At 68.4% G+C, this 21,270-nt stretch carries 14 protein-coding genes; 5 read left to right on the top strand and 9 right to left on the bottom strand.

What is annotated here, in order from left to right:
* Positions 1-34 precede the first annotated feature (34 nt).
* Positions 35-1,234, top strand: a complete 1,200-nt coding sequence (locus tag A5750_RS08325; RefSeq protein WP_067261985.1) for an NADP-dependent malic enzyme — start codon at positions 35-37, stop codon at positions 1,232-1,234.
* Complete coding sequence (locus A5750_RS08320) at positions 1,231-2,100, top strand: glycine betaine ABC transporter substrate-binding protein (RefSeq protein WP_067261983.1); 870 nt, start codon at positions 1,231-1,233, stop codon at positions 2,098-2,100. The genes A5750_RS08325 and A5750_RS08320 overlap by 4 nt, the downstream gene beginning before the upstream one ends.
* An 8-nt stretch (positions 2,101-2,108) precedes the next feature.
* Here A5750_RS08320 and A5750_RS08315 read toward each other — a convergent pair whose 3' ends face one another.
* The 4 genes from A5750_RS08315 to A5750_RS08300 form a co-directional block, all read right to left on the bottom strand.
* Positions 2,109-2,960: an SDR family oxidoreductase gene (locus tag A5750_RS08315; RefSeq protein WP_066952935.1), complete on the bottom strand. Its 852-nt coding sequence runs from the start codon at positions 2,958-2,960 to the stop codon at positions 2,109-2,111.
* Positions 2,961-3,013: 53 nt separating this feature from the next.
* Positions 3,014-3,841, bottom strand: a complete 828-nt coding sequence (locus tag A5750_RS08310; RefSeq protein ID WP_066952937.1) for an SDR family oxidoreductase — start codon at positions 3,839-3,841, stop codon at positions 3,014-3,016.
* 88 nt (positions 3,842-3,929) lie between these two features.
* Complete coding sequence (locus tag A5750_RS08305) at positions 3,930-7,658, bottom strand: multifunctional oxoglutarate decarboxylase/oxoglutarate dehydrogenase thiamine pyrophosphate-binding subunit/dihydrolipoyllysine-residue succinyltransferase subunit (RefSeq protein WP_066952939.1); 3,729 nt, start codon at positions 7,656-7,658, stop codon at positions 3,930-3,932.
* A gap of 186 nt (positions 7,659-7,844) precedes the next feature.
* Positions 7,845-8,624, bottom strand: coding sequence for a hypothetical protein (locus A5750_RS08300; RefSeq protein ID WP_066952941.1), 780 nt, complete (start codon positions 8,622-8,624; stop codon positions 7,845-7,847).
* Between the two features lie 212 nt (positions 8,625-8,836).
* Between A5750_RS08300 and A5750_RS08295 the strand changes: the two genes are divergently transcribed.
* Positions 8,837-10,804: an MFS transporter gene (locus A5750_RS08295; RefSeq protein ID WP_082959068.1), complete on the top strand. Its 1,968-nt coding sequence runs from the start codon at positions 8,837-8,839 to the stop codon at positions 10,802-10,804.
* A 14-nt stretch (positions 10,805-10,818) separates the two neighbouring features.
* Here the strand turns inward: A5750_RS08295 and A5750_RS08290 are convergent, their stop codons facing one another.
* Positions 10,819-14,226 carry a TM0106 family RecB-like putative nuclease gene (locus tag A5750_RS08290; protein ID WP_067261979.1) on the bottom strand — a complete coding sequence of 1,136 codons (3,408 nt, stop codon included), beginning with the start codon at positions 14,224-14,226 and terminating at the stop codon, positions 10,819-10,821.
* Between the two features lie 40 nt (positions 14,227-14,266).
* On the bottom strand, positions 14,267-14,863 hold the full coding sequence (locus tag A5750_RS08285) for an LppP/LprE family lipoprotein (protein ID WP_066952947.1): 597 nt from the start codon (positions 14,861-14,863) through the stop codon (positions 14,267-14,269).
* Between the two features lie 211 nt (positions 14,864-15,074).
* On the opposite strand from A5750_RS08285, the gene A5750_RS08280 reads away from it, so the two are divergent.
* Both A5750_RS08280 and A5750_RS08275 read left to right on the top strand, forming a co-directional pair.
* Positions 15,075-16,775 (top strand): DEAD/DEAH box helicase, encoded by a 1,701-nt coding sequence (locus A5750_RS08280; RefSeq protein WP_066952949.1) that lies wholly within the window; start codon positions 15,075-15,077, stop codon positions 16,773-16,775.
* Positions 16,772-17,911 carry an acyltransferase gene (locus A5750_RS08275; RefSeq protein ID WP_067261977.1) on the top strand — a complete coding sequence of 380 codons (1,140 nt, stop codon included), beginning with the start codon at positions 16,772-16,774 and terminating at the stop codon, positions 17,909-17,911. The genes A5750_RS08280 and A5750_RS08275 overlap by 4 nt, the downstream gene beginning before the upstream one ends.
* Before the next feature lie 40 nt (positions 17,912-17,951).
* Here the strand turns inward: A5750_RS08275 and A5750_RS08270 are convergent, their stop codons facing one another.
* The 3 genes from A5750_RS08270 to A5750_RS08260 all read right to left on the bottom strand — a co-directional run bounded on the left by A5750_RS08270 (position 17,952) and on the right by A5750_RS08260 (position 21,257).
* On the bottom strand, positions 17,952-18,530 hold the full coding sequence (locus tag A5750_RS08270) for a TetR/AcrR family transcriptional regulator (RefSeq protein WP_066952953.1): 579 nt from the start codon (positions 18,528-18,530) through the stop codon (positions 17,952-17,954).
* On the bottom strand, positions 18,530-19,771 hold the full coding sequence (locus tag A5750_RS08265; RefSeq protein ID WP_197505384.1) for a cytochrome P450: 1,242 nt from the start codon (positions 19,769-19,771) through the stop codon (positions 18,530-18,532). Before A5750_RS08265 ends, A5750_RS08270 begins: the two co-directional genes overlap by 1 nt.
* A gap of 118 nt (positions 19,772-19,889) precedes the next feature.
* Entirely contained in the window at positions 19,890-21,257 is a 1,368-nt protein-coding gene (locus A5750_RS08260) for an FAD-binding oxidoreductase (RefSeq protein WP_067261972.1), read from the bottom strand.
* Positions 21,258-21,270 lie beyond the last annotated feature (13 nt).

Raw genomic sequence — 21,270 nt, 5'->3', positions numbered from 1 at the left:
GGCCTACTAATCGGTAGTCAGTACCCTGGGGCGCGTGTCCGAGTTGATTGAATCGATACAGATACGCGCCGAACAGGGCGCGATCACCGACGCGGAGATCTTCGAGGCACACGTAGGCGGCAAGCTTTCCGTAGGCCTGACGGCCCCCCTGGACACCCAGCGGGCATTGTCGATCGCCTACACCCCGGGTGTGGCGCAGGTCAGTCGCGCGATAGCCGCCGATCGCGCCAAGGCCGCCCGGTACACGTGGGCGAACCGGCTGGTCGCCGTCGTCAGCGACGGCAGCGCCGTGCTGGGCCTCGGCGACATCGGCCCCGCCGCGTCGCTGCCGGTGATGGAGGGCAAGTGCGCCCTGTTTCAGGCGTACGGCGGGCTGAACGCGATCCCGATCGTGCTGGACACCAAGGATCCCGACGAGATCGTCGAAACCCTGATACGCCTGCGCCCGACGTTCGGCGCGGTCAACCTCGAGGACATCTCCGCTCCGCGCTGTTTCGAGATCGAACGGCGCGTCATCGAAGCGCTGGACTGCCCTGTGATGCACGACGACCAGCACGGGACGGCGATCGTCGCGTTGGCCGCACTGATGGGCGCCACCAAGTTGCTCGGCCGCGACATGACGTCGCTGCGGGTAGTGGTTTCCGGCGCCGGGGCAGCGGGTGTCGCGTGCACGAATCTCCTTCTGGCGATGGGTGTTTCCGACATCACCGTGCTGGATTCGCGGGGGATCCTGCACACCGGGCGCGGCGACATGAATAGCGTGAAGAGTGTTCTGGCGCAGCGCACGAACCCTGACGGTCTCACGGGAAGCATGGCGGAAGCGCTGCGCGGCGCCGATCTGTTTCTCGGGGTCTCGGGTGGTGTGGTGCCCGAGGAGATGATCGCCACGATGGCGCCCGACGCGATCGTCTTCGCGCTGTCCAACCCCGATCCGGAGATCCATCCGCAGGTGGCGGCCAAGTACGCCGCGGTGGTGGCCACCGGCCGCAGCGACTTCCCCAACCAGATCAACAACGTGCTGGCCTTCCCCGGCGTTTTTCGGGGGGCGCTGGATGTCGGGGCGCGCCGGATCACGGAAAAGATGATGGTCGCCGCGGCCGAGGCGATCTTCTCGGTCGTGAGCGACGACCTGGCGTTCGACCGGATCGTCCCGAGCCCGCTGGACCTGCGCGTCGGGGATGCGGTCGCCACGGCGGTGGCCCTGGCCGCGGACCCCGCAGACATCGCGGGGTGAGGACCGGCTGGCTGGCGGTGCCGCTGCTCGCCGCCCTACTCGTTGTGGCGGGTTGCGGGACCGACACCGGCGACCACCGCGCCCGTCCGGAACTGGTGGTCGGCTCCGGGACGGATCCCGAGTCGGCGCTGCTGGCCGGCGTCTACGTGGCCGCGCTGCGGTCCTACGGTTTCGCGGCGCGCGCCGAGACCGCCGACGATCCGATGGCGCGCCTGGACTCGGGCGCGTTCACTGTCGTCCCGGCCCTGACCGGCCGCAAGCTGGAGAGTTTGCAGCCCGGCACGGTGGCGATCTCCGACGCGGATGTCTACCGCGCGATGGTGGCCGCGCTGCCCGAGGGAGTCGCCGCGGGCGACTATACGACCGCCGCGGAAGACAAACCCGTGCTGCTGGTGACGGGAGCCACCGCCAAGGCGTGGGGCGGCAGCGATGTCAGCGCCGACTTGAGCACGCTGCCGAAGCACTGCGCCGGCCTGGTCGTGGGCACCGTCACCGGCCGTCGGGCCCCGTCGAGCGTGGGCACCTGCCGGCTTCCCGCTCCGCGCGAATTGCCCGATGAGGCAACGATGTTCGCCGCGGTTCGGGCCGGGCAGCTGACCGCGGGGTGGACGACGACCGCCGACCCCGGCCTCCCCGCCGACCTCGTCACGCTCGTCGACGGCAAACCCGCTCTGATCCGGGCCGAGAACGTGGTGCCGCTGTATCGCCGCAACGCGCTGAGCGATCGGCAGCTGCTGGCGATCAACGAGGTCGCCGGCGTGCTGGACACGGCGGCCCTGGTCGACATGCGCCGCCAGGTGGCCGGCGGAGCCGACCCGCAGGCGGTCGCCGGCGGGTGGTTGGCGGAGCATCCGCTGGGGCGGTAAGGCGGGCGTCAGCGCTTGGGCATGAGCTGGTGTACCACCTGCTGCACGCGTGCCATGACCGGCCCGCCCAGCAGCCGCTCAGGTCTCGAACCGGTCAGCCGAACCACCAGGTCCATCGCCTTCACGTCCGGTCCGACCAGCACCCTGGCCTTGTTCTTCTGCACGGCGCCCAGGATGATCTGGGCCGCCCGCTGTGGTGTGGTCTTGGCCTGCTGTTCCTCGAACTTCTCGGCCAGGCCGTCCTGGTCGAGCCCGTCGGCGAAGATGGCGTTGCGGGCGAACCCCGTCTTGACCCCGCCCGGGTGCACCGTCGTGACCCGCACCGGATGGCCGGCCCGCACCATCTCCTGTCGCAGCGCCTCGCTGAATCCGCGTACCGCGAACTTGGCGGAAACGTACGCCGCCTGGCCGGGAGCCGAAAACAGACCGAGCGCGCTCGAGACGTTGATGACGTGGCCGTCGCCGGAGGCGATCAGGTGCGGGAGGAATGCCTTCGTGCCGTTCACGACGCCCCAATAGTCGACGTCCATAACCCGTTCGATGTCCTCGAACCGGCTGTCTTCGATGGATCCGACGAACGTGATGCCGGCGTTGTTGTAGACCTGGTTGACCCGCCCGAAATGCTCGCCGACCGCGTCCGCGTAGGCCAGAAAGGCCTCGCGCTCGGTCACGTCGAGCCGATCCGCCTTGACTTCCGTTCCGATCGCCTTCAACTGCGCCTCGGTCTCGGCCAGGCCATCGACGCCGACGTCGCTGATCGCGAGCCTGGCGCCCGCGCGCCCCAGTTCGAGCGCCAATGCCTGGCCGATCCCCGAACCCGCGCCGGTCACCACAGCGACCTTGCCGGCGAACCCATGCATGCGTACTCCCTCGTGATGGCGTGCTGCGTCAGGCTATCCGTTACCGGCGGCCATCACTGCTTGGGCATCAGCCGGCCCATGACGGGCCCGAAGAGCTGCTGATATCCGGGGCCGGTCAGCCGCACCAAGGCGTCCAACACCTTGGCGTCCGTGCCGACCAGAACCCGGGCCTTCTTCTTGCGCACGGCCTCCAGGATGATCTGGGCGGCCCGTTGCGGGCTGGTCTTGGCGAGCCGTTTGTCGAACAGGCTGGCCAGCTGGGCCTGGTCGAGCCCCTCGGCGGCGGTGGCATTGCGGGCGATCGCGGTCTTGATGCCGCCGGGGTGCACGGTGGTTACCGCCACCGGGTGCCCGGCCGCCACCATTTCCTGTCGCAGCGCCTCGGTGAATCCCCGGACCGCGAACTTGGCCGAGTTGTAGGCCGCCTGCCCGGGCACCGAGAACAACCCGAACACGCTGGAGACGTTGATGACGTGGCCGTCGCCGGAGGCGATCAGGTGCGGCAGGAATGCCTTGGTGCCGTTGACCACGCCCCAGAAGTCGACGTCCATCACCCGTTCGATGTCCTTGAACTGGCTGACTTCGACGTCGCCGGTGAAGGCGATGCCGGCGTTGTTGTAGATCTGGTTGACCTTACCGAAGTGCTCCTTGACCGCGTCGGCGTAGGCCAGGAACGCCTCGCGCTCGGTCACGTCGAGCCGGTCCGACTTGACCTCGGCACCGATCGCCTTCAGCTGCGCCTCGGTTTCGGCCAGGCCTTCGACGTCGACGTCGCTGATCGCGACCTTGGCGCCCGAGCGGGCCAGCTCAACGGCCAGCGCCCGTCCGATGCCCGAACCCGCGCCCGTCACCACGGCCACCTTGCCGGCGAACCCCTGCATGAGCACCCTTCCTTGTCGGCTCGTTTGCGTCGAGGCTAGCCGGTACCAGCGGTCACTCGTACCGGCGGGTATTGCGGGATCGCCCCGTCTAGCGGAACGCGGTGTCGAGGATCTCCTGCTGTTCGACCGCGTGCACCTTCGACGAGCCCGACGACGGGGCCGACATGGCCCGGCGCGAGATCCGCTTGAGCCCGGTCAGTTTGTCGGGCAGCAGTTCGGGCAGCTCGAGGCCGAACCGCGGCCAGGCACCCTGGTTGGCCGGCTCCTCTTGCACCCAGAAGAACTCGTTGGCGCCGGGGTAGCGGTCGAGCGTCTCGTTGAGCCGGCGCTTGGGCAGCGGGGCGAGCTGCTCGATGCGCACGATCGCGACGTCGTCCCGGTTGTCCTTGGCCTTGCGCGCCACCAGCTCGTAGTAGATCTTGCCGCTGGTCAGCAGGATCCTGGTGACCTTGGTGCGGTCACCGATGCCGTCCTCGTAGGTCGGCTCTTCGAGCACGGAGCGGAACTTGATCTCGGTGAAGTCCCTGACGTCGCTGACGGCGGCCTTATTGCGCAGCATCGACTTCGGCGTGAAGACGATCAGCGGCCGCTGAACCCCGTCGAGTGCGTGGCGGCGCAGGAGATGGAAATAGTTCGACGGCGTCGACGGCACCGCGATGGTCATCGAACCCTCCGCCCACAGCTGCAGGAAGCGTTCGATGCGGCCGGAGGTGTGGTCGGGGCCCTGACCTTCGTGGCCGTGCGGGAGCAGCAGCACCACGTTGGACAGCTGGCCCCACTTGGCCTCGCCGGAGCTGATGAACTCGTCGATGATCGACTGCGCGCCGTTGACGAAGTCGCCGAACTGCGCCTCCCACAGCACCAGGGCGTCCGGGTTGCCCACGGTGTAGCCGTATTCGAATCCGACGGCGGCGTACTCCGACAGCGGTGAGTCGTACACCAGGAACTTGCCGCCGGTGGGCGTCCCGTCGGTGTTCGTGGCCAGTAGTTGCAGCGGGGTGAACTCTTCGCCGGTGTTGCGGTCGATGATCACGGAATGCCGCTGGGAGAAGGTCCCGCGCCGGGTGTCCTGGCCGGAAAGCCGCACCAGCTTGCCCTCGGCCACCAGCGAACCCAGCGCCAGCAGCTCGCCGAAGGCCCAGTCGATCTTGCCTTCGTAGGCCATCTCCCGGCGCTTTTCCAGCACCGGCTGCACCCGCGGGTGCGGGCTGAAGCCCTCCGGCAGGGCGAGGAACGCGTCACCGATGCGGGACAGCAACGCCTTGTCCACCGCGGTCGACAGGCCCGCAGGAAGCATCTGGTCGGCCTCGACGGATGCGCTCGGCTGGACGCCGTGTTTCTCCAGGTCCCGGACCTCGTTGAACACCCGTTCCAGCTGGCCCTGGTAGTCGCGCAGCGCGTCCTCGGCCTCCTTCAGCGAGATGTCGCCGCGGCCGATCAGGGCCTCGGTGTAGCTCTTGCGGACCCCACGCTTGGTGTCGACGACGTCGTACATGGCGGGGTTGGTCATCGACGGGTCGTCGCCTTCGTTGTGGCCGCGCTTGCGGTAGCACAGCATGTCGATGATGACGTCCTTCTTGAACTTCTGCCGGAAGTCCACGGCCAGCTGTGCCACCCACACGCAAGCTTCCGGGTCGTCGCCGTTGACGTGGAAGATCGGCGCCCCGATCATCTTGGCGACGTCGGTGCAGTATTCGCTGGAACGCGAGTACTCCGGCGCGGTGGTGAAGCCGATCTGGTTGTTGACGATGATGTGGATGGTGCCGCCGACCCGGTAACCGGGCAGGTCCGCCATGTTCAGCGTCTCGGCGACGATGCCCTGGCCGGCAAAGGCGGCGTCACCGTGCAGCATCATCGGCACCACCGAGAAGGCCTTCTCGTCCCCATCGTCGTGCGCGCCGCGGTTCAGCAGGTCCTGCTTGGCCCGGACGAGGCCCTCGAGCACCGGGTCCACGGCCTCGAGGTGCGACGGGTTGGCGGTCAAGGAGACCTGAATGTCGTTGTCGCCGAACATCTGCAGGTAGACGCCGGTGGCGCCGAGGTGGTACTTGACGTCACCGGAGCCGTGCGCCTGCGACGGGTTGAGGTTGCCCTCGAACTCGCTGAAGATCTGCGAGTACGGCTTGCCGACGATGTTGGCCAGCACATTGAGCCGCCCGCGGTGCGGCATCCCGATGACTACTTCGTCGAGGCCGTGCTCGGCGCACTGGTCGATCGCCGCGTCCATCATCGGGATCACGCTCTCGGCGCCCTCCAGCGAGAACCGTTTCTGCCCAACGTATTTCGTCTGCAAGAACGTCTCGAATGCCTCGGCGGCGTTCAGCTTGCTCAAGATGAATTTCTGCTCGGCCACCGTCGGTTTGACATGTTTGGTCTCGACGCGCTGCTGCAGCCACTCTTGCTGCGAGGGCTCGAGGATGTGGGTGTATTCCACGCCGATGTGGCGGCAGTAGGCGTCGCGCAGCAGGCCCAGCACGTCGCGCAGCTTCTTGTACTCGCAGCCGGCAAAGCCGTTGACCTTGAACACCCGGTCCAGATCCCACAGCGTCAGCCCGTGGTTGAGGATCTCCAGGTCGGGGTGGCTGCGGAATCGGCTGCCGTCCAGCCGCAGCGGGTCGATGTCGGCCATCAGGTGGCCGCGGTTGCGGTAGGCCGCGATCAACTCCATCACCCGGGCGTTCTTGTCGACGATCGAGTCCGGGTTGTCGGTGCTCCACCGCACCGGCAGGTACGGGTTGCCCAGTTCGCGGAAGATGTCGTCCCAGAACGCGTCCGACAGCAGCATCTCGTGGATGGTGCGCAGGAAGTCCCCGGATTCCGCGCCCTGAATGATCCGGTGGTCATACGTCGAGGTCAGCGTGATCAGCTTGCCGATTCCCAGCTCGGCGATGCGCTCCTCGCTGGCGCCCTGGAACTCGGCGGGGTATTCCATCGCGCCGACGCCGATGATGGCGCCCTGGCCGGCCATCAGCCGCGGCACCGAGTGCACCGTGCCGATGGTGCCCGGGTTGGTCAGCGAAATCGTGACGCCCGCAAAGTCTTCGGCGGTCAGCTTGCCGTCGCGGGCCCGGCGCACGATGTCCTCGTACGCGGAGACGAATTCCGCGAAGCGCATCGTCTCGCAACCCTTGATGCCCGCCACCACCAGCGAACGCTTGCCGTCCTTGCCCTGCAGGTCGATGGCCAGGCCCAGGTTGGTGTGAGCCGGGGTGACCGCGGTGGGTTTGCCGTCGACTTCGGCGTAGTGCCGATTCATGTTCGGGAACTGCTTGATCGCCTGCACCAGCGCGTAGCCCAGCAGGTGGGTGAAGGAGATCTTGCCGCCGCGGGTGCGCTTGAGCTGGTTGTTGATGACGATGCGGTTGTCGATCATCAGCTTGGCCGGGACGGCCCGGACGCTGGTGGCGGTCGGCACGTCCAGCGAGGCTGACATGTTCTTGACGACGGCGGCCGCGGCGCCGCGCAGCGTCTGCAGCTCGTCGCCTTCCGCGGGCGGGGGAGTCGGGGCTTTGGCTTTGGCCGGTGCTGCCGCGGGGACGCTGGCGGCACCGTTGCCGGCGGCCGGTTGGGCCGGCGCCGCGGTCTGGGCGGACGGCTGGGCGACCGGCGCGGGTTGTGCTTGCGGGGCGCTCGCGGCGGGCCGGCCGTCGCCGGCGGCCGGGGCGCTCGAAGCCGAGTCGTTGGTCGGCTCGGGGTTGTAGTCGACTAGGAACTCGTGCCAGCTCGGATCCACCGACGAGGGGTCATCGCGGAACTTGCGGTACATCTCCTCGACCAGCCATTCGTTCTGCCCGAATGGTGAACTTATGTTGCTCACGACCGCTGTTCGCCTCAATTCCTCTGTCCTGCAAGCGCTTACACAGCTCTTGCACGGCGCCTGTACGTTTCTCGGGCCCCGGATTGTGCAGCATGTCACAGTCGTGGCGATGCTCCACGTTTCCCGCCCTATAAAGGCTAACCTTTCGCCAGCAATTCGCCAGGGAGACGGGGTCCGGAGGGGGCGCTAGCCGGCTTCGTGGAACGGCGGCACCAGGTGCAGGGCGCGCGGCCACCGCACGGGCGCGGCGCCGAATGCCCGGTCGGCATTGCGGACGATCTTCTTGCCCGCGAAGTAGTTGCCCACGGCCCCGACGACGACCCCGATGCCCACCGGGAGCAGTTTGCCGAACACCAGGGCGCCGCGCCGCAGCGCGTACCGCTTGACCCACGACTTGAATAATCGCGAGTTCAGCCCTGAGATCGACGACAGTGGCACGGCGGCCACGCTCTCGGAAATCCAGCCACCGTTGGTGCGGCTCGGGCCGAACAGTTGGGTGACCGCTTCCTTACTGTTGTCGCCGACTAGCACCGACAGCACCAGGGCGCGGCGGCGTTCCCGGTGATCGGCGGGGATGTCGTAGACCACCGCGACGGCCAACACGAAGAACGCGGTGGCCTCCAGGAACGTCACCGTTTCCGCCGCGGCGGCAGACAGCGCGCTCAAGGTGCCGATGCCGGGGATCGTCGCCGCCGCGCCCACCGCCATGCCGCTGGCCGTCACCATGCCCACGTAGCGCTTCTGCAGCTTGGCGAGGATGTCGGCCGGGCTGCTGCTCGGGTGCGCGTTGCGCAGCCGGGACACATAGGCCTCGGCCGCCGGTCCTTGGATCCGCGAGCTCCGCTCGATGACCTGGGCCAAAGCCCGCGCGGACGTCTTGGGCCGGCCGTTGGTGGGCGTCGGCGCCTGCTCCGCGTGCGACATGCTAAAAAACCGGTTCGAAGACCGCTTCCGTCGGGCCCGCATCTTGCCTCTCCTGCAAATGGCGTCCTACCAGGCTAACCTGCGCGCTGCAGAACGCACGAAACCTTCGCGTGATGTACCCGGATCGGGTCAGTCGCTGCCCTCAATTGCGTCAGCGGCCATAATGCAGGCTGGATGTCCGTGACGGTCCGGGCCCGCCGACGAGACGGCCCCGTGCAGCCGGCCATCCACGGAAGCTGAAACGAGGTGGGTAGATGACCGCGGCGACGCCTCCGTCGTCCGGGATGACCCGGCGCGCTGCGCCGAACCCAGCCCACCTCACCAAGCGCTGGAACTTCCTCACCCAGAATTCCCCGCAATCCCAGAAGCCCTGGAACGCGCTCTGGGCGATGATGATCGGCTTTTTCATGATCATGGTCGACTCGACCATCGTCGCCATCGCGAACCCGACGATCATGACCAAGTTGCACATCGGCTACGACACCGTGGTCTGGGTGACCAGCGCCTACCTGCTGGGTTATGCGGTCGTGTTGCTGGTGGCCGGGCGGCTCGGTGACCGATTCGGCCCCAAGAACCTGTACCTGATCGGTCTGGTGGTGTTCACCGTCGCCTCGGTGTGGTGCGGGCTGTCGGGCAGCGCCGCCATGCTGATCGCCGCCCGGGTGGTGCAGGGAGTCGGCGCCGGGGTGCTCACCCCGCAGACCTTGTCGACGATCACCCGGATCTTCCCGGCGGAGCGGCGCGGCGTCGCGGTGAGCCTTTGGGGAGCCACCGCCGGGGTCGCCAGCCTGGTGGGCCCGCTGGCCGGCGGCGTGCTGGTCGACGGGCTGGGGTGGCAGTGGATCTTCTTCGTCAACGTCCCCATCGGCGTGGCCGGGCTCGCGCTGGCGTACTGGCTGGTGCCGGTGCTGCCCACCCAGTCGCACCGGTTCGACGTGGTCGGCGTCGCGCTGTCCGGCGTGGGGATCTTCCTGATCGTGTTCGGGCTGCAACAGGGCCAGGCCGCGCACTGGCAGCCGTGGATCTGGGCGATGCTGGTCGCCGGAGCCGGGTTCATGACGGTGTTCGTGTTCTGGCAGTCGATGAACACCGACGAGCCGCTGATTCCCCTGGTGATCTTCCGCGACCGCGACTTCGGCCTGTGCAACGTCGGGGTGGCCATCGTCTCGTTCGCCGCGACGGCGATGATGCTGCCGCTGACGTTCTACGCGCAGGCCGTGTGCGGGCTGTCGCCGACGCGCTCGGCCCTGCTGATCGCGCCGATGGCGATCGCCAACGGTGTGTTCGCCCCGTTCGTCGGCAGGATGGTCGACAAATACCATCCACGGCCGGTCCTCGGGTTCGGCTTCTCGGTGCTGGCGATAGCGCTGACCTGGCTCACCTTCGAGATGTCACCGGCGACGCCGATCTGGCGGCTGGTGTTGCCGTTCTTTGCGTCGGGCGTCGGGATGGCGTTCGTGTGGTCGCCGCTGACCGCCACCGCGACGCGCAACCTGCCGCCGCGCCTGGCCGGCGCGGGCTCCGCCGTGTACAACTCCGTCCGCCAGCTCGGCGCGGTGCTCGGAAGCGCCGGCATGGCCGCGTTCATGACCGCACGGATCGGCGCCGAGATGCCGCCGCAGCCGTCCGGCGGTATCGGCGAGGAGGCGCCCGCCACGCTGCAACTGCCCGAGTTCCTGCGCGACCCGTTCGCGGCCGCCATGTCGCAATCGGTGCTGTTGCCCGCGTTCATTGCGCTGTTCGGGATCGTGGCCGCCTTGTTCTTGATCGGTTACGTTCCGTCGGCCGCGGCCGGCGGGCCGCCCGGGGTGGGCGATTTGGTTGGCGATGATTATGACGACGACGACTACGTCGAATTCATCCTTGGTGAACCGGAGGCCGCCCCCGCATCGCGCGCGGCGTACGGGCGCGCAAGCGGTGCCGGGACTCCGGCCGATCGTCCCGCCCGCCCGCGCCCGCCGTCGGCATGGCACAGCCGGCGCGACGACCCCGTTCCGAACGGTGGCCCAATCGGTTTCGCGCACAACGGCTCCCATGTCGACGCCCGTCAGCGGTTCCGTCCGGTAACCGAACTGTCTGCGCGCGCCTACCGGTCCGCCCCCCGCGATCGGCCCGCGCCGCCGCCCCCGCGGCCGCAGAACGGCTCGGCGCGCGGTCATCGGCACCGCCGCGATGCCGACGAAGACCCGACCGGTTACGGTCGCCACTCGTCCGGCAACTAGGCCCGGGCCGGTTGTCACGTCCGCTGCGTCAGCGCCAGAAATGCGCCCAGGTCGATCAGCCCCGCGGGCGTGGTGGGCAGGTACTCGGTCAGCGACCCCGAGCGCACGATAACCGCCGCATACTGAGCCCGGCTGATGGCGACGTTGAGCCGGTTCCTGTTGAGCAGGAACGACATTCCGCGCGGCACCACGTCCGCGGAAGAGGCCGTCATCGAGATGAACACCACCGGCGCCTGCCCGCCCTGGAACTTGTCGACCGTGCCAACCCGGGCCTCGCCGAGCCCGCCGGCGGTCAACCGGCGGCGCAGCAGCGCCACCTGGGCGTTGTAGGGCGCCAGCACCAACACGTCGGAAGCGGTCAGGGGCCGGGTGCCGTGCTCATCGGTCCACGGTGTTCCGAGCAGTCGATCGATCTCGGCGGCGATCGCTTCCGCCTCCTCGGGGCTCTCCGTCGAGTTGCCGTGGTGCCCGACGGTGAGCGTCCGGACGCCGGGCCGGTATCCGGCCAGGCGTCGGGCGGCGGTGCACTCGTGGGAACGCAGCCTGCCCTCGTAGGACAGGGCGGACACCGCGGCGCACACCGCCGGGTGCATCCGGTACGACAGGTCCAGGAAATAGCCCCGTTCGTCGGGCAGCGTGCGCTGGCCGTCCACCAGCCAGTCGAGGGCGGACGTGTCAACCGGGTCGGGATGGGTTCCCTGGCTGACCTGCGGCAGCTGCTGGGGGTCGCCGAGCAGCAACAGGTTCGCCGCGGCCGGCGCCACGGCGATGGTGTTGGCCAGACAGAATTGGCCCGCCTCGTCGATCACCAGCAGGTCCAGGCTGTCGCGCGGGACCCGATTGGCGTTGGCGAAATCCCATGCGGTTCCGCCCACCACGCAGCCCGCGGTGTCAGCGATGAAACTGGCGTAAGCGCCGCCGTCGATCTCCTGCCAGCGCGGGGCGTTGTGGTCATTGCGTTTCTTCGCCACCCGCGCCGGCTCCAGCCCGGCGTCGATGACGCAGTCCAACAGGTTCTCCACCGCGGCATGCGACTGCGCGACCACGCCGACGCGCCAGCCGTGGACGGTGACCAGGCGCTGGATCACGCGGGCGGCGGTATGTGTTTTGCCGGTGCCCGGCGGTCCATGCACTGCCAGGTACGACGAATCCAAATCCAGTACCGCGGCGGCGATGTCGGCTGCGGTGTCGGTGCCACGCGGCGGCGCGGTCCCGCTGAGCGTGCGGGGCGCGCGGCGCAGCAGGATGTCGGCGACGGCGTTGCGGGGTAGCTGCGGCAAGCCGGCCGCCACGGCGGTGGCCGTCGTTTCGATCGATTCGCGCAGTGCGGTCGTCGGAATCGGCGGGCCCGGGGTGAGCGCGAACGGGAGTTGGTGGAATGGCTTGCCGTCGTTGCCCACTCGCTCAACGATGGTCACCTCGGTGGGCAGCGCCGGGTCGTCGGCCTCGACGACAGTGGCGCGTCCGGCCGCCCGCCGGTCGGGATCGTCGGACATCCCCGGTGGGGCCGGCGGGTCGTAGAGCGCGAAGACGTCGGCCACCAGCTCCCCGCGTGCCAGCTCACCGCGCAGTCGGACCCGTCGCTGCGGCTTGCGCGCGCGGGGCGGCGTGTTCCAGTCGACGGCAAGCGACGCGTTCTCCGCGATGAAGACGTCGGTGTTGTCCGCCCATTCCTCGACGGGGAAGTTCAGCCGGTCAAAGTGGGCCCACCAGAACGGTTTGTCCTCGCGCCGGTGGTAGCCGCGCGCCGCGGCCAGCAGTGCGACCGCCGTCTGCTCGGGAGTGCGCTCACCGATGGCGGGGTCACCGGTGAACCCCGACAAGGTCACCGCCAACTGGTCGTGGTCCTCGACGGTGTTGCCGCCCCGCACGGGCTGGGCTCCGACCGGTACGACGCCGGATTCGTAGGCGCGCAACATCAACCAGTTACGCAGTTCCTGGGTCGAGCGGCAGTCGTAGTGGTTGTAGTCCTCGATCTCCTTGAGCACGGAGGCGGCCTCGTCGCGTCGGCCGTCGGCCTGCAGTTCGCAGTACCGCGCGTAGGAGGTGATCGAACCGGTGGCCGTGGTCACGTCGCCGGCCCGCAGCTGCGCTCCCATGGAGAGCGGTTCCAGCGCCTTCAGACTGAACGATTCCGCGCCCACGCGAATACTCTTGCGTACCAACGGGTAAAGGTCTACGAGCGTTCCGCTGCGCAGCAATTCGTCAACCTGGTCCTCGCCGGCCCCGTAGCGGCCGGCGAGCTTCAGCAGCGCGGTCTTCTCGTACGGCGCGTAGTGGTAGATGTGCATGTTCGGACGGCGCTTGCGGCGCTTGGCCACCATCGCCAGGAAATCGGTCAGGGCCTTGCGTTCGTCCACCCGGTTGTGCGCCCATAAGGGGCGAAAGCCGCCGGCCGGCCCCGCTTCCAGGACGCCGAACAGGTATTCCAAACCCCACTCCCGTCCGTCGACGGTCCACAGCGGGTCGCCCTCGAAGTCGAAGAACAGGTCGCCCGGGTCCGGTTCGGGTAGCAGCGTCAGCGGCTGCGGGTCGACGATCTCGAAAAGCGGTGTGCCGGTTTCGCGTTGGCGAACTTGAAGGCTCGCCTGGGCGGTCAGTTTGCCGAGTGTGCCGGACGCGATCTCCGGTACCGGGCCGGTGTGCCGGGCGAGCTCGGACACCGTGGTGATTCCGGCGTCGATCAACTTGTCCCGCTGGCCCACTCGCATGCCGGCGACCAGCAGCAGGTCGTCGGTGGCCCGCAGTTGCCCGGTGCACAACGGGCAACGCAAGCAGGCGCCCACGCCCTCGTCATCCCAGCGAACCGCGGCGCCCCCGGCGTGGTGCTCGTCCAGGAGCCGCTGCAATCGGGCGCGCTGGGAGCGGTAGACGGGAACGAGGTCGCGGACGCGGTAGCGCGCCGCCGTCCCGTCGCCCAGGTGCAGTTCGGCCTCGGGGGCCACCGGCACACCGGAGGCGGCCAGCGCGTCGGCGTAGGCGGCCAGCTGGAGCATCGCGGTGACGTTGGCCGAACGGGCCAGCTTGGTGTCGATCACTCGGTAGTGCTCGTCGTCTCGCACCAAAAAGTCGGCGAAGCCGAGGAAGCGGCCGTCGAACATGGCGGCTTGATACACCGCGGGCGCGCCGTCGGCGATGGCGCGCCGGGTTGCCTCGGCGGCCGCCGCGAGGCCGGCGAGCGTGTAGGCCGGGCGGCCGATGACCGCAACGCCATCACCGAACTTCTCGCGTAGCCGGTCCAATTCGCGTCGCTCGTGCTCGTTCCCGAGGACCGCGGTCCGCGCGAGCAAATCATCCTCGACCGTGGCGGCGGGTCCCCGGCCCAGCTTCGCGTCGAAATCCCGCAACAGGGCGTACTCGCAGCGGGCTGCGGCGGCGAGGTCCGACGCGCTGTACACGATGCTGTCGCCGGTGACGAACACAGCAGCAACTGTAGGTGAGGGGACTGACGGAAACGGAGGCTCAGTGACCCGGTGCGTTACCGATCAGCTCCACGCCGTTGCCGTTCCAGTGGAATCGCACATCGGTGTTCAACCCGTTGATGCCGCTGGGGTAGGTCAGCGCCACCGTGTCGCCGGTGGTTTGCGACGCGTCGATGCCATTGAACCCGTAGGTGTCGGGGACCCCCTGCGGGATGAACTGCCCGAGATGGAACAGCACCGCCCGGGTGGTGGGATTGACGGCGTTGGTATTGGCCTTGATGATCACCGCCGACAGCTGGGCGCACTGGTTGTAGTTGCCGGCCAGTGGCTCGGGGTTCCAGCCTTGCTGGCTGCGCGGGTCGCGCGGGAGCTCAGAGACCACCTTCGCGATCGTGGGGGAGGCGAGGTTGATCGCGCATGGGTCCGCCGGCGCGGTGCTGCCGGGCGGTGCGGCGGCGCCGGAGGGCTGAGCCGGGGCGGTGATGGACGGGGTGTCCGTAGTCGTCGTAGCCTGCGGCGTCTTCGCGACCGTGGAGTCTCCCGAACCACAGCCGGTCAACGTCATGGCGATCAACGCGAGAGCGGCCGAGCCGGTCAGTGGCTCGGTACGGCGGGGTATCGACCACACATCGCGCACCGTACCGTCATCGCGCGCGCAGGTGTGACAGGCATGGCCGGGCCCGGCGCGGCTGTGCTCATGATCACGGGGCCTCGCGATCGGGGCCCGATGGTGGTGACCCGCAGCGCTCAGCTCCCGCTGAGCTCGCGATCACCACGGGGCCCGATGGTGGTGACCCGCAGCGCTCAGCTCCCGCTGAGCTCGCGATCACCACTAGACTCCTTGGACGATGACCCTCCCGGACACCTCGCCTGAGGCTGCCTCTCCGACGTTTGCCGACCTGCAGATCCATCCCTCGGTCCTGCGGGCGATCGCCGACGTCGGCTACGAGTCACCCACGGGCATCCAAGCCGCGACGATTCCGGCGCTGATGGAGGGCTCGGACGTCGTCGGGCTCGCGCAGACCGGCACCGGCAAGACCGCGGCGTTCGCGATCCCGATCCTGTCCAAGATCGACGCCGCCAGCAGGGCGACTCAGGCGCTGGTGCTGGCCCCCACCCGGGAGCTGGCGCTGCAGGTGGCCGAGGCGTTCAGCCGTTACGGGGCCCACCTGCCGAAGATCAACGTGCTGCCGATCTACGGCGGTTCCTCCTACACGGTTCAGCTGGCCGGGCTGCGGCGCGGCGCCCAGGTGGTGGTCGGCACCCCCGGCCGGGTCATCGACCATCTCGAACGCGGGACGCTGGACCTGTCGCACGTCGACTACCTGGTGCTTGACGAGGCCGACGAGATGCTCACCATGGGCTTCGCCGAGGACGTCGAACGCATCTTGGCCGACACCCCCGAGTACAAACAGGTCGCCCTCTTCTCGGCGACCATGCCGGCGGCGATCCGCAAGCTCACCACCAAGTACCTGCACGATCCGCTCGAGGTCTCCACCAAGGCGAAAACCGCTACCGCGGAGAACATTTCACAGCGCTACATCCAGGTCGCCGGTCCGCGAAAGATGGACGCGCTGACCCGGGTGCTGGAAGTCGAGCCGTTCGAGGCGATGATCGTCTTCGTGCGCACCAAGCAGGCTACCGAAGAAGTCGCGGAAAAACTAAGGGCCCGAGGCTTTTCCGCGGCCGCCATCAACGGGGACATTCCTCAGGGCCAGCGGGAGCGGACCGTCGCCGCGCTGAAGGACGGTGGCATCGACATCCTGGTCGCCACCGACGTGGCCGCACGCGGGCTGGATGTGGAGCGGATATCGCACGTCCTCAACTACGACATCCCGCACGACACCGAGTCCTACGTGCACCGCATCGGACGCACCGGCCGGGCCGGCCGCTCGGGGACCGCGCTGCTGTTCGTCTCCCCGCGGGAGCGCCACCTGCTCAAGGCGATCGAGAAGGCGACTCGGCAAACGCTCACCGAGGCCGAGCTGCCCACCGTCGAGGACGTCAATGCCCAGCGGGTGGCGAAGTTCGCCGATTCCATCACCAACGCGCTGGGCCGTCCGGGAATCGAGCTGTTCCGCAAGCTGGTCGAGGACTACGAACGCGAGCATGATGTCCCGCTGGCCGACATAGCCGCGGCCCTGGCGCTGCAGTCCCGCGATGGCGAAGAATTCCTCATGTCGCCCGAGCCGCCGCGCGAGCGGCGCGAGCGGCACACCGAACATCGGGAGCGTCCCGAAAAGCCAAGACAGACCAGACCCTTCACCACTTACCGCATCGCGGTGGGCAAGCGGCACAAGATCGGCCCCGGCTCCATCGTCGGTGCCATCGCCAACGAGGGCGGCCTGCATCGCAGCGATTTCGGCCACATCGCGATCGGCCCGGACTTCTCGCTGGTGGAGTTGCCGGCCAAGCTGCCGACGTCGACCCTGAAAAAGCTCGAGCACACCCGCATTTCGGGAGTGCTGATCAACCTTCAGCCGGACCGTTCGGCGACCAAGCCACGCAGCCGGGATGGCGGAAAGCCGCGCAGGAAACACACCGGATGACCCTGTCCGAAGAACAAGACGCCCAGGGCGGACTCGAGCAGACCGCCCACGTCGACCGGGTCGCCTCCCTGACCGGAATCCGTGCCGTCGCCGCACTTCTCGTCGTCGGCACCCACGCGGCCTACACCACCGGCAAGTACACCCACGGTTATTGGGGCCTGGTCGGCTCCCGGATGGAGATCGGCGTGCCGATCTTTTTCGTGCTCTCCGGCTTCCTGCTGTTCCGGCCGTGGTTGAAATCGGCGGCCACCGGCGGGCCGCCACCGTCGCTGAGTCGCTATGCGTGGCATCGGGTTCGGCGCATCATGCCGGCCTACGTCATCACCGTGCTGTTCGCTTACGTGCTGTACCACTTCCGCGAGGCGGGACCCAACCCCGGGCACACATGGCTCGGCCTGGCGCGCAACCTGACGCTGACGCAGATCTACTGCAACGGCTACCTGGGGAAGTACCTGCATCAGGGCCTGACCCAGATGTGGAGCCTCGCGGTGGAGGCTTCCTTCTACGTGCTGCTTCCGTTGCTGGCATACCTGCTGTTGGTGCTCGTCTGCCGGCGGCGGTGGCAGCCGAGGCTGCTGCTGGGCGCGCTGGCCGCGCTGACGCTGATCAGCCCGGCGTGGCTGATCCTCGTGCACACCGATCACTGGTTCCCCGACGGCGCGCGGCTCTGGCTGCCCACCTATCTGGCCTGGTTCCTCGCCGGGATGCTGCTGGCCGTGCTGCAGGCGATGGGCGTGCGCGGGTACGCGTTCGTGGCCATACCGCTCGCCACGATCTGCTACTTCATCGTCTCGACTCCCATCGCCGGCGCGCCCACCACGTCGCCGGCGACGCTGAGCGAGGCCCTGTTCAAGACTTGTTTCTATGCCGTGATCGCCGCGCTCGCGGTGGCGCCGCTGGCCCTGGGGGACCAGGGCTGGTACTGGCGGATGCTGGCGACGCGGCCGATGGTGTGGCTGGGGGAGATCTCCTACGAAATCTTCCTCATCCACCTGATCACCATGGAATTCGCCATGGTGTACATCGTCCGCGCCCACGTGTACACCGGTTCGATGCCGGGCCTGTTCGTCGCGACGATGGCGCTGACCATCCCCTTGGCCTGGCTGCTGCACCGCTTCACGCGCGTGCGAACCTGAGCGCCCGGGTCGTTGGGGCCCGGTCTGGTGAAACGGGCGCCTAACTCCGGGCGGGAACCGGTGTCACGATCGGCACGACGAACTCTTCGATCATCGCCCGCTCGTCGGCGTCGTCTCGGCCCGGGAACTGCAGCAGTGAAGTGATCACTCGCACCACCCAACGTGCCCGGCGTTCCACCACGGCGGGATCTTCGGGCCCGAGTGAGCCGACGAACGCGGCCGCCAGGGCGGTGATCACCTCGGACTGCCCGGCCACCTCGGCGCCGATCGGCGGCCGGGTGATGGCGAACCACGACGCCAACGCGCGGCTGCCGCGAACCATCCGCAGCGTGGCGGTGATGCTCGCGACGAGCCGTTCCCGGGGATCGTCGATGCCGCCGATCCGCTCCTTGATCGCGCGGCTGAGTCGACGGGTTTCGCGGTGTACGTAGGCGGTTCGCAGCGCCTCGCGGTTCTCGAAGTACCGGTACAGCGTGGCGCGGGAACAGCCGGCGGCCCTGGCGATGTCGTTCATGCCGATCGACGCCTGGTCGCGCTCGGTATAGAGCTGCTCGGCCGCGTCGAGGATCCGGTCCGCGGCCGCTTCGGTGCGGTGCGTGCCCAGCCAGTCGTTCGGCATCAGCGCTTCACCCGCATCGGTACCGACAGCGGGCGCCGCACGTAGCTTCCCCCCGACCAGACGACCGCGGACTCGTCGACCTCGAAATCCGGGCAGCGGGTGAGCAGTTCGGTCAGGGCGACCCGGGATTGCATGCGCGCCGCCGCCGCGCCAAGGCAGTGGTGCGCACCGTGGCTGAAGGTCATGATGTTGCGCGGGCGTCGCGTCACGTCGAGTTCGCCGGCGTCCGGACCATATTGGCGCTCGTCGCGGTTGGCCGACCCGTACAGCAGGAAAACTTTGCGACCGGCGGGGATGGTGGTGTCGCCGATCGTCACGTCGCGGGTGGTCGTGCGGGCCAATCCCTGCACCGGCGAGGTCAGCCTGAGCAGCTCCTCGACCGCGTCGGGGATCAGCCCGAGATCGTCGGCAAGCAGCCGGCGCTGGTCGGGGCGTTGATGCAGCAAAGGCATTGAGCCGCCGAGCATTCCAGTGGTGGTGTCGTTGCCGCCGGTGACCATGGTGAACGTGAACGCCAGCACCGACAGCGTGCCGGCGATATCACCGTCGGCGCCCACGCCGGCGGCCACCAGGTGCGAGATGGTGTCGTCTTCGGGCTCGGTCCGACGGCGCTCGATCAAGGCGGTGAAGTAGGCCATCATCGACCCGACGGCATCACCGACCGTTTCCAGCGCACCGGCGACGCCGCCCTCAACGGTGTTGGCCGCGACGATCACGTCGGTCCATCCATCGAATTGCGCCCGATCTTCCTCGGGGACACCGAGGTAGTGCGCGACCACCATCGACGGCAGGGGTTTGAACAACTCGGTGACGATGTCGCCGCCGCCGTTCGCGCGCAGCCGCTCGATGCGCTCGACGACGAACTCGCGCACCTTGGGCTCCACCGCCTCCACCTGTCGTGGCGTGAAGCCGCGCGATACGAGTTTCCGAAACTCGGTGTGCACCGGCGGATCCTGCATGACGAACGGTGGGTTGTCCTGCAGCCCAATCATTTCCAGGTCGCCGTAATTGACAGTCAATCCCTGCGCGGAGGAAAACGTCTCATGGTCGCGGGCGGCGGCCCACACGTCGGCGTGCCGGGACAGCACGTAGTAGTCGTGGTCGGGCCGCTTGGCCGGCACGACGTGGTGCACCGGATCCTGGTCGCGGAGCGCGCGGTACATCGGCCACGGATCCCGCCAGGTGTCGGCGGTCGCCAGCTCGAACTTGACCGGCGCGTTACGGGACATAACCGGGGACATGTCTCATTCGTACGACACTCAGGCCAGAATGTCAACGCGGTCGCCGGCGAGTGTGCGCCTAGCCGCACGCTGAGCACCGAGTGTGCGGCCAGCCGCACACTCGAGTAGATACAAAGCCCTAGATCGCCGCGCCCGGGTTGAGGATGCCCCGTGGGTCCAGGGCCTGCTTGATCCGCCGGTTGAGGTCCATCACCTCGGGCCCGAGGTAGCCGGCCAGCCACGGCCGCTTCAACCGGCCGACGCCGTGCTCGCCGGTGATCGTCCCGCCGAGGCCGACGGCCAAATCCATGATCTCGCCGAACGCGAGATGGGCCCGCTCGGTCATCGCGGCATCCCCGGGGTCGTACACGATCAACGGGTGGGTGTTGCCGTCGCCGGCGTGGGCGATCACCGAGATCGTCAGGTCACGCTCGGCCGCGATGTCCGCGATGCCGGTGACCAGCTGGCCCAGCGCCGGGAGCGGGACCCCGACATCCTCGAGCAGTAGCGATCCCTTCGCCTCCACCGCGGGGATGCAGAACCTGCGGGCAGCGACGAACGCCTCGCCCTCGTCGGGGTCGTCGGTCGAAAATACCTCCGCCGCACCACATTCCGCGAACACCGCGGCTATCACCGAAGCGTCTTCTGAGCCCGCGCGCCCCCTTTCGTCGGACCCGGCCACCAGCATCGCGGCCGCCCCCCGGTCCAGGTCCATGCGCAAGGTGTCCTCGACGGCGTTGATGGCCACCGAATCCATGAACTCCAGCATCGACGGGCGCAACCGCGCGGTGACCCCGAGCACCGCTTCGACGGCCGCCTCGACCGTCGCGAAAGAGGCCACCACGATGCTGGACGCGTTCTGCTTGGGCACCAGGCGCAGCGTTACCTCGGTGACGACGCCCAGGGTGCCTTCGCTGCCGACGAAAAGCTTCGTCAGCGACAGCCCCGCGACGTCCTTGAGCCTTGGGCCGCCGAGTCGGACCGCCGTGCCGTCGGCCAGCACCACCTGCATCCCCAGCACGTAGTCGGTGGTGACGCCGTACTTGACGCAGCACAGGCCGCCGGCGTTGGTGGCGATGTTGCCGCCGATGCTGCAGATCTCGAAGGACGACGGATCGGGGGGATACCACAGGCCGTGCTCGGCGGCGGCCTTCTTGACCTCGGCGTTGAACAAACCCGGCTGGCATACCGCGGTGCGGGTGACCGGGTCGACGGTGATGTCGCGCATCTTCTCCGTCGACAGGACGATTCCGTTGTCCAGCGCCGTGGCCCCACCGGACAGGCCGCTGCCGGCGCCCCGGGTCACCACCGGGACCGAATGAGCACACGCCCAGCGCAACACGGTTTGCACGTCTTCGGTGCGCCGCGGCCGGACCACGGCCAACGGTTTGCCGGCCGACGGGTCGAAGGCGCGGTCCTGGCGGTAGCCCTCGGTCACGGTCGGGTCGGTGACGACCATGCCGTCGGGCAGGCCGGCGATGAGCTCGGCCAGGACATCAGCGGTCACGGACCGATCCTAC

It is taken from the genome of Mycobacterium sp. 852002-51613_SCH5001154, from assembly GCF_001667425.1.
Classification (GTDB): Bacteria; Actinomycetota; Actinomycetes; order Mycobacteriales; family Mycobacteriaceae; genus Mycobacterium.
The sequence above is the reverse complement of the archived record's forward strand: the minus strand, read 5'-3'. Positions and strand labels throughout refer to the sequence as shown.

Bases quoted from the DNA above. Each gene is read 5' to 3' on its own strand.
- A5750_RS08315 (WP_066952935.1), bottom strand. From the start codon at position 2,960: ATGCATGGGTTCGCCGGCAAGGTCGCTGTGGTGACCGGCGCGGGTTCG.
- A5750_RS08310 (WP_066952937.1), bottom strand. From the start codon at position 3,841: ATGCAGGGGTTCGCCGGCAAGGTGGCCGTGGTGACGGGCGCGGGTTCG.
- A5750_RS08300 (WP_066952941.1), bottom strand. From the start codon at position 8,624: ATGCGGGCCCGACGGAAGCGGTCTTCGAACCGGTTTTTTAGCATGTCG.
- A5750_RS08295 (WP_082959068.1), top strand. From the start codon at position 8,837: ATGACCGCGGCGACGCCTCCGTCGTCCGGGATGACCCGGCGCGCTGCG.
- A5750_RS08280 (WP_066952949.1), top strand. From the start codon at position 15,075: ATGACCCTCCCGGACACCTCGCCTGAGGCTGCCTCTCCGACGTTTGCC.
- A5750_RS08275 (WP_067261977.1), top strand. From the start codon at position 16,772: ATGACCCTGTCCGAAGAACAAGACGCCCAGGGCGGACTCGAGCAGACC.
- A5750_RS08270 (WP_066952953.1), bottom strand. From the start codon at position 18,530: ATGCCGAACGACTGGCTGGGCACGCACCGCACCGAAGCGGCCGCGGAC.
- A5750_RS08265 (WP_197505384.1), bottom strand. From the start codon at position 19,771: ATGTCCCCGGTTATGTCCCGTAACGCGCCGGTCAAGTTCGAGCTGGCG.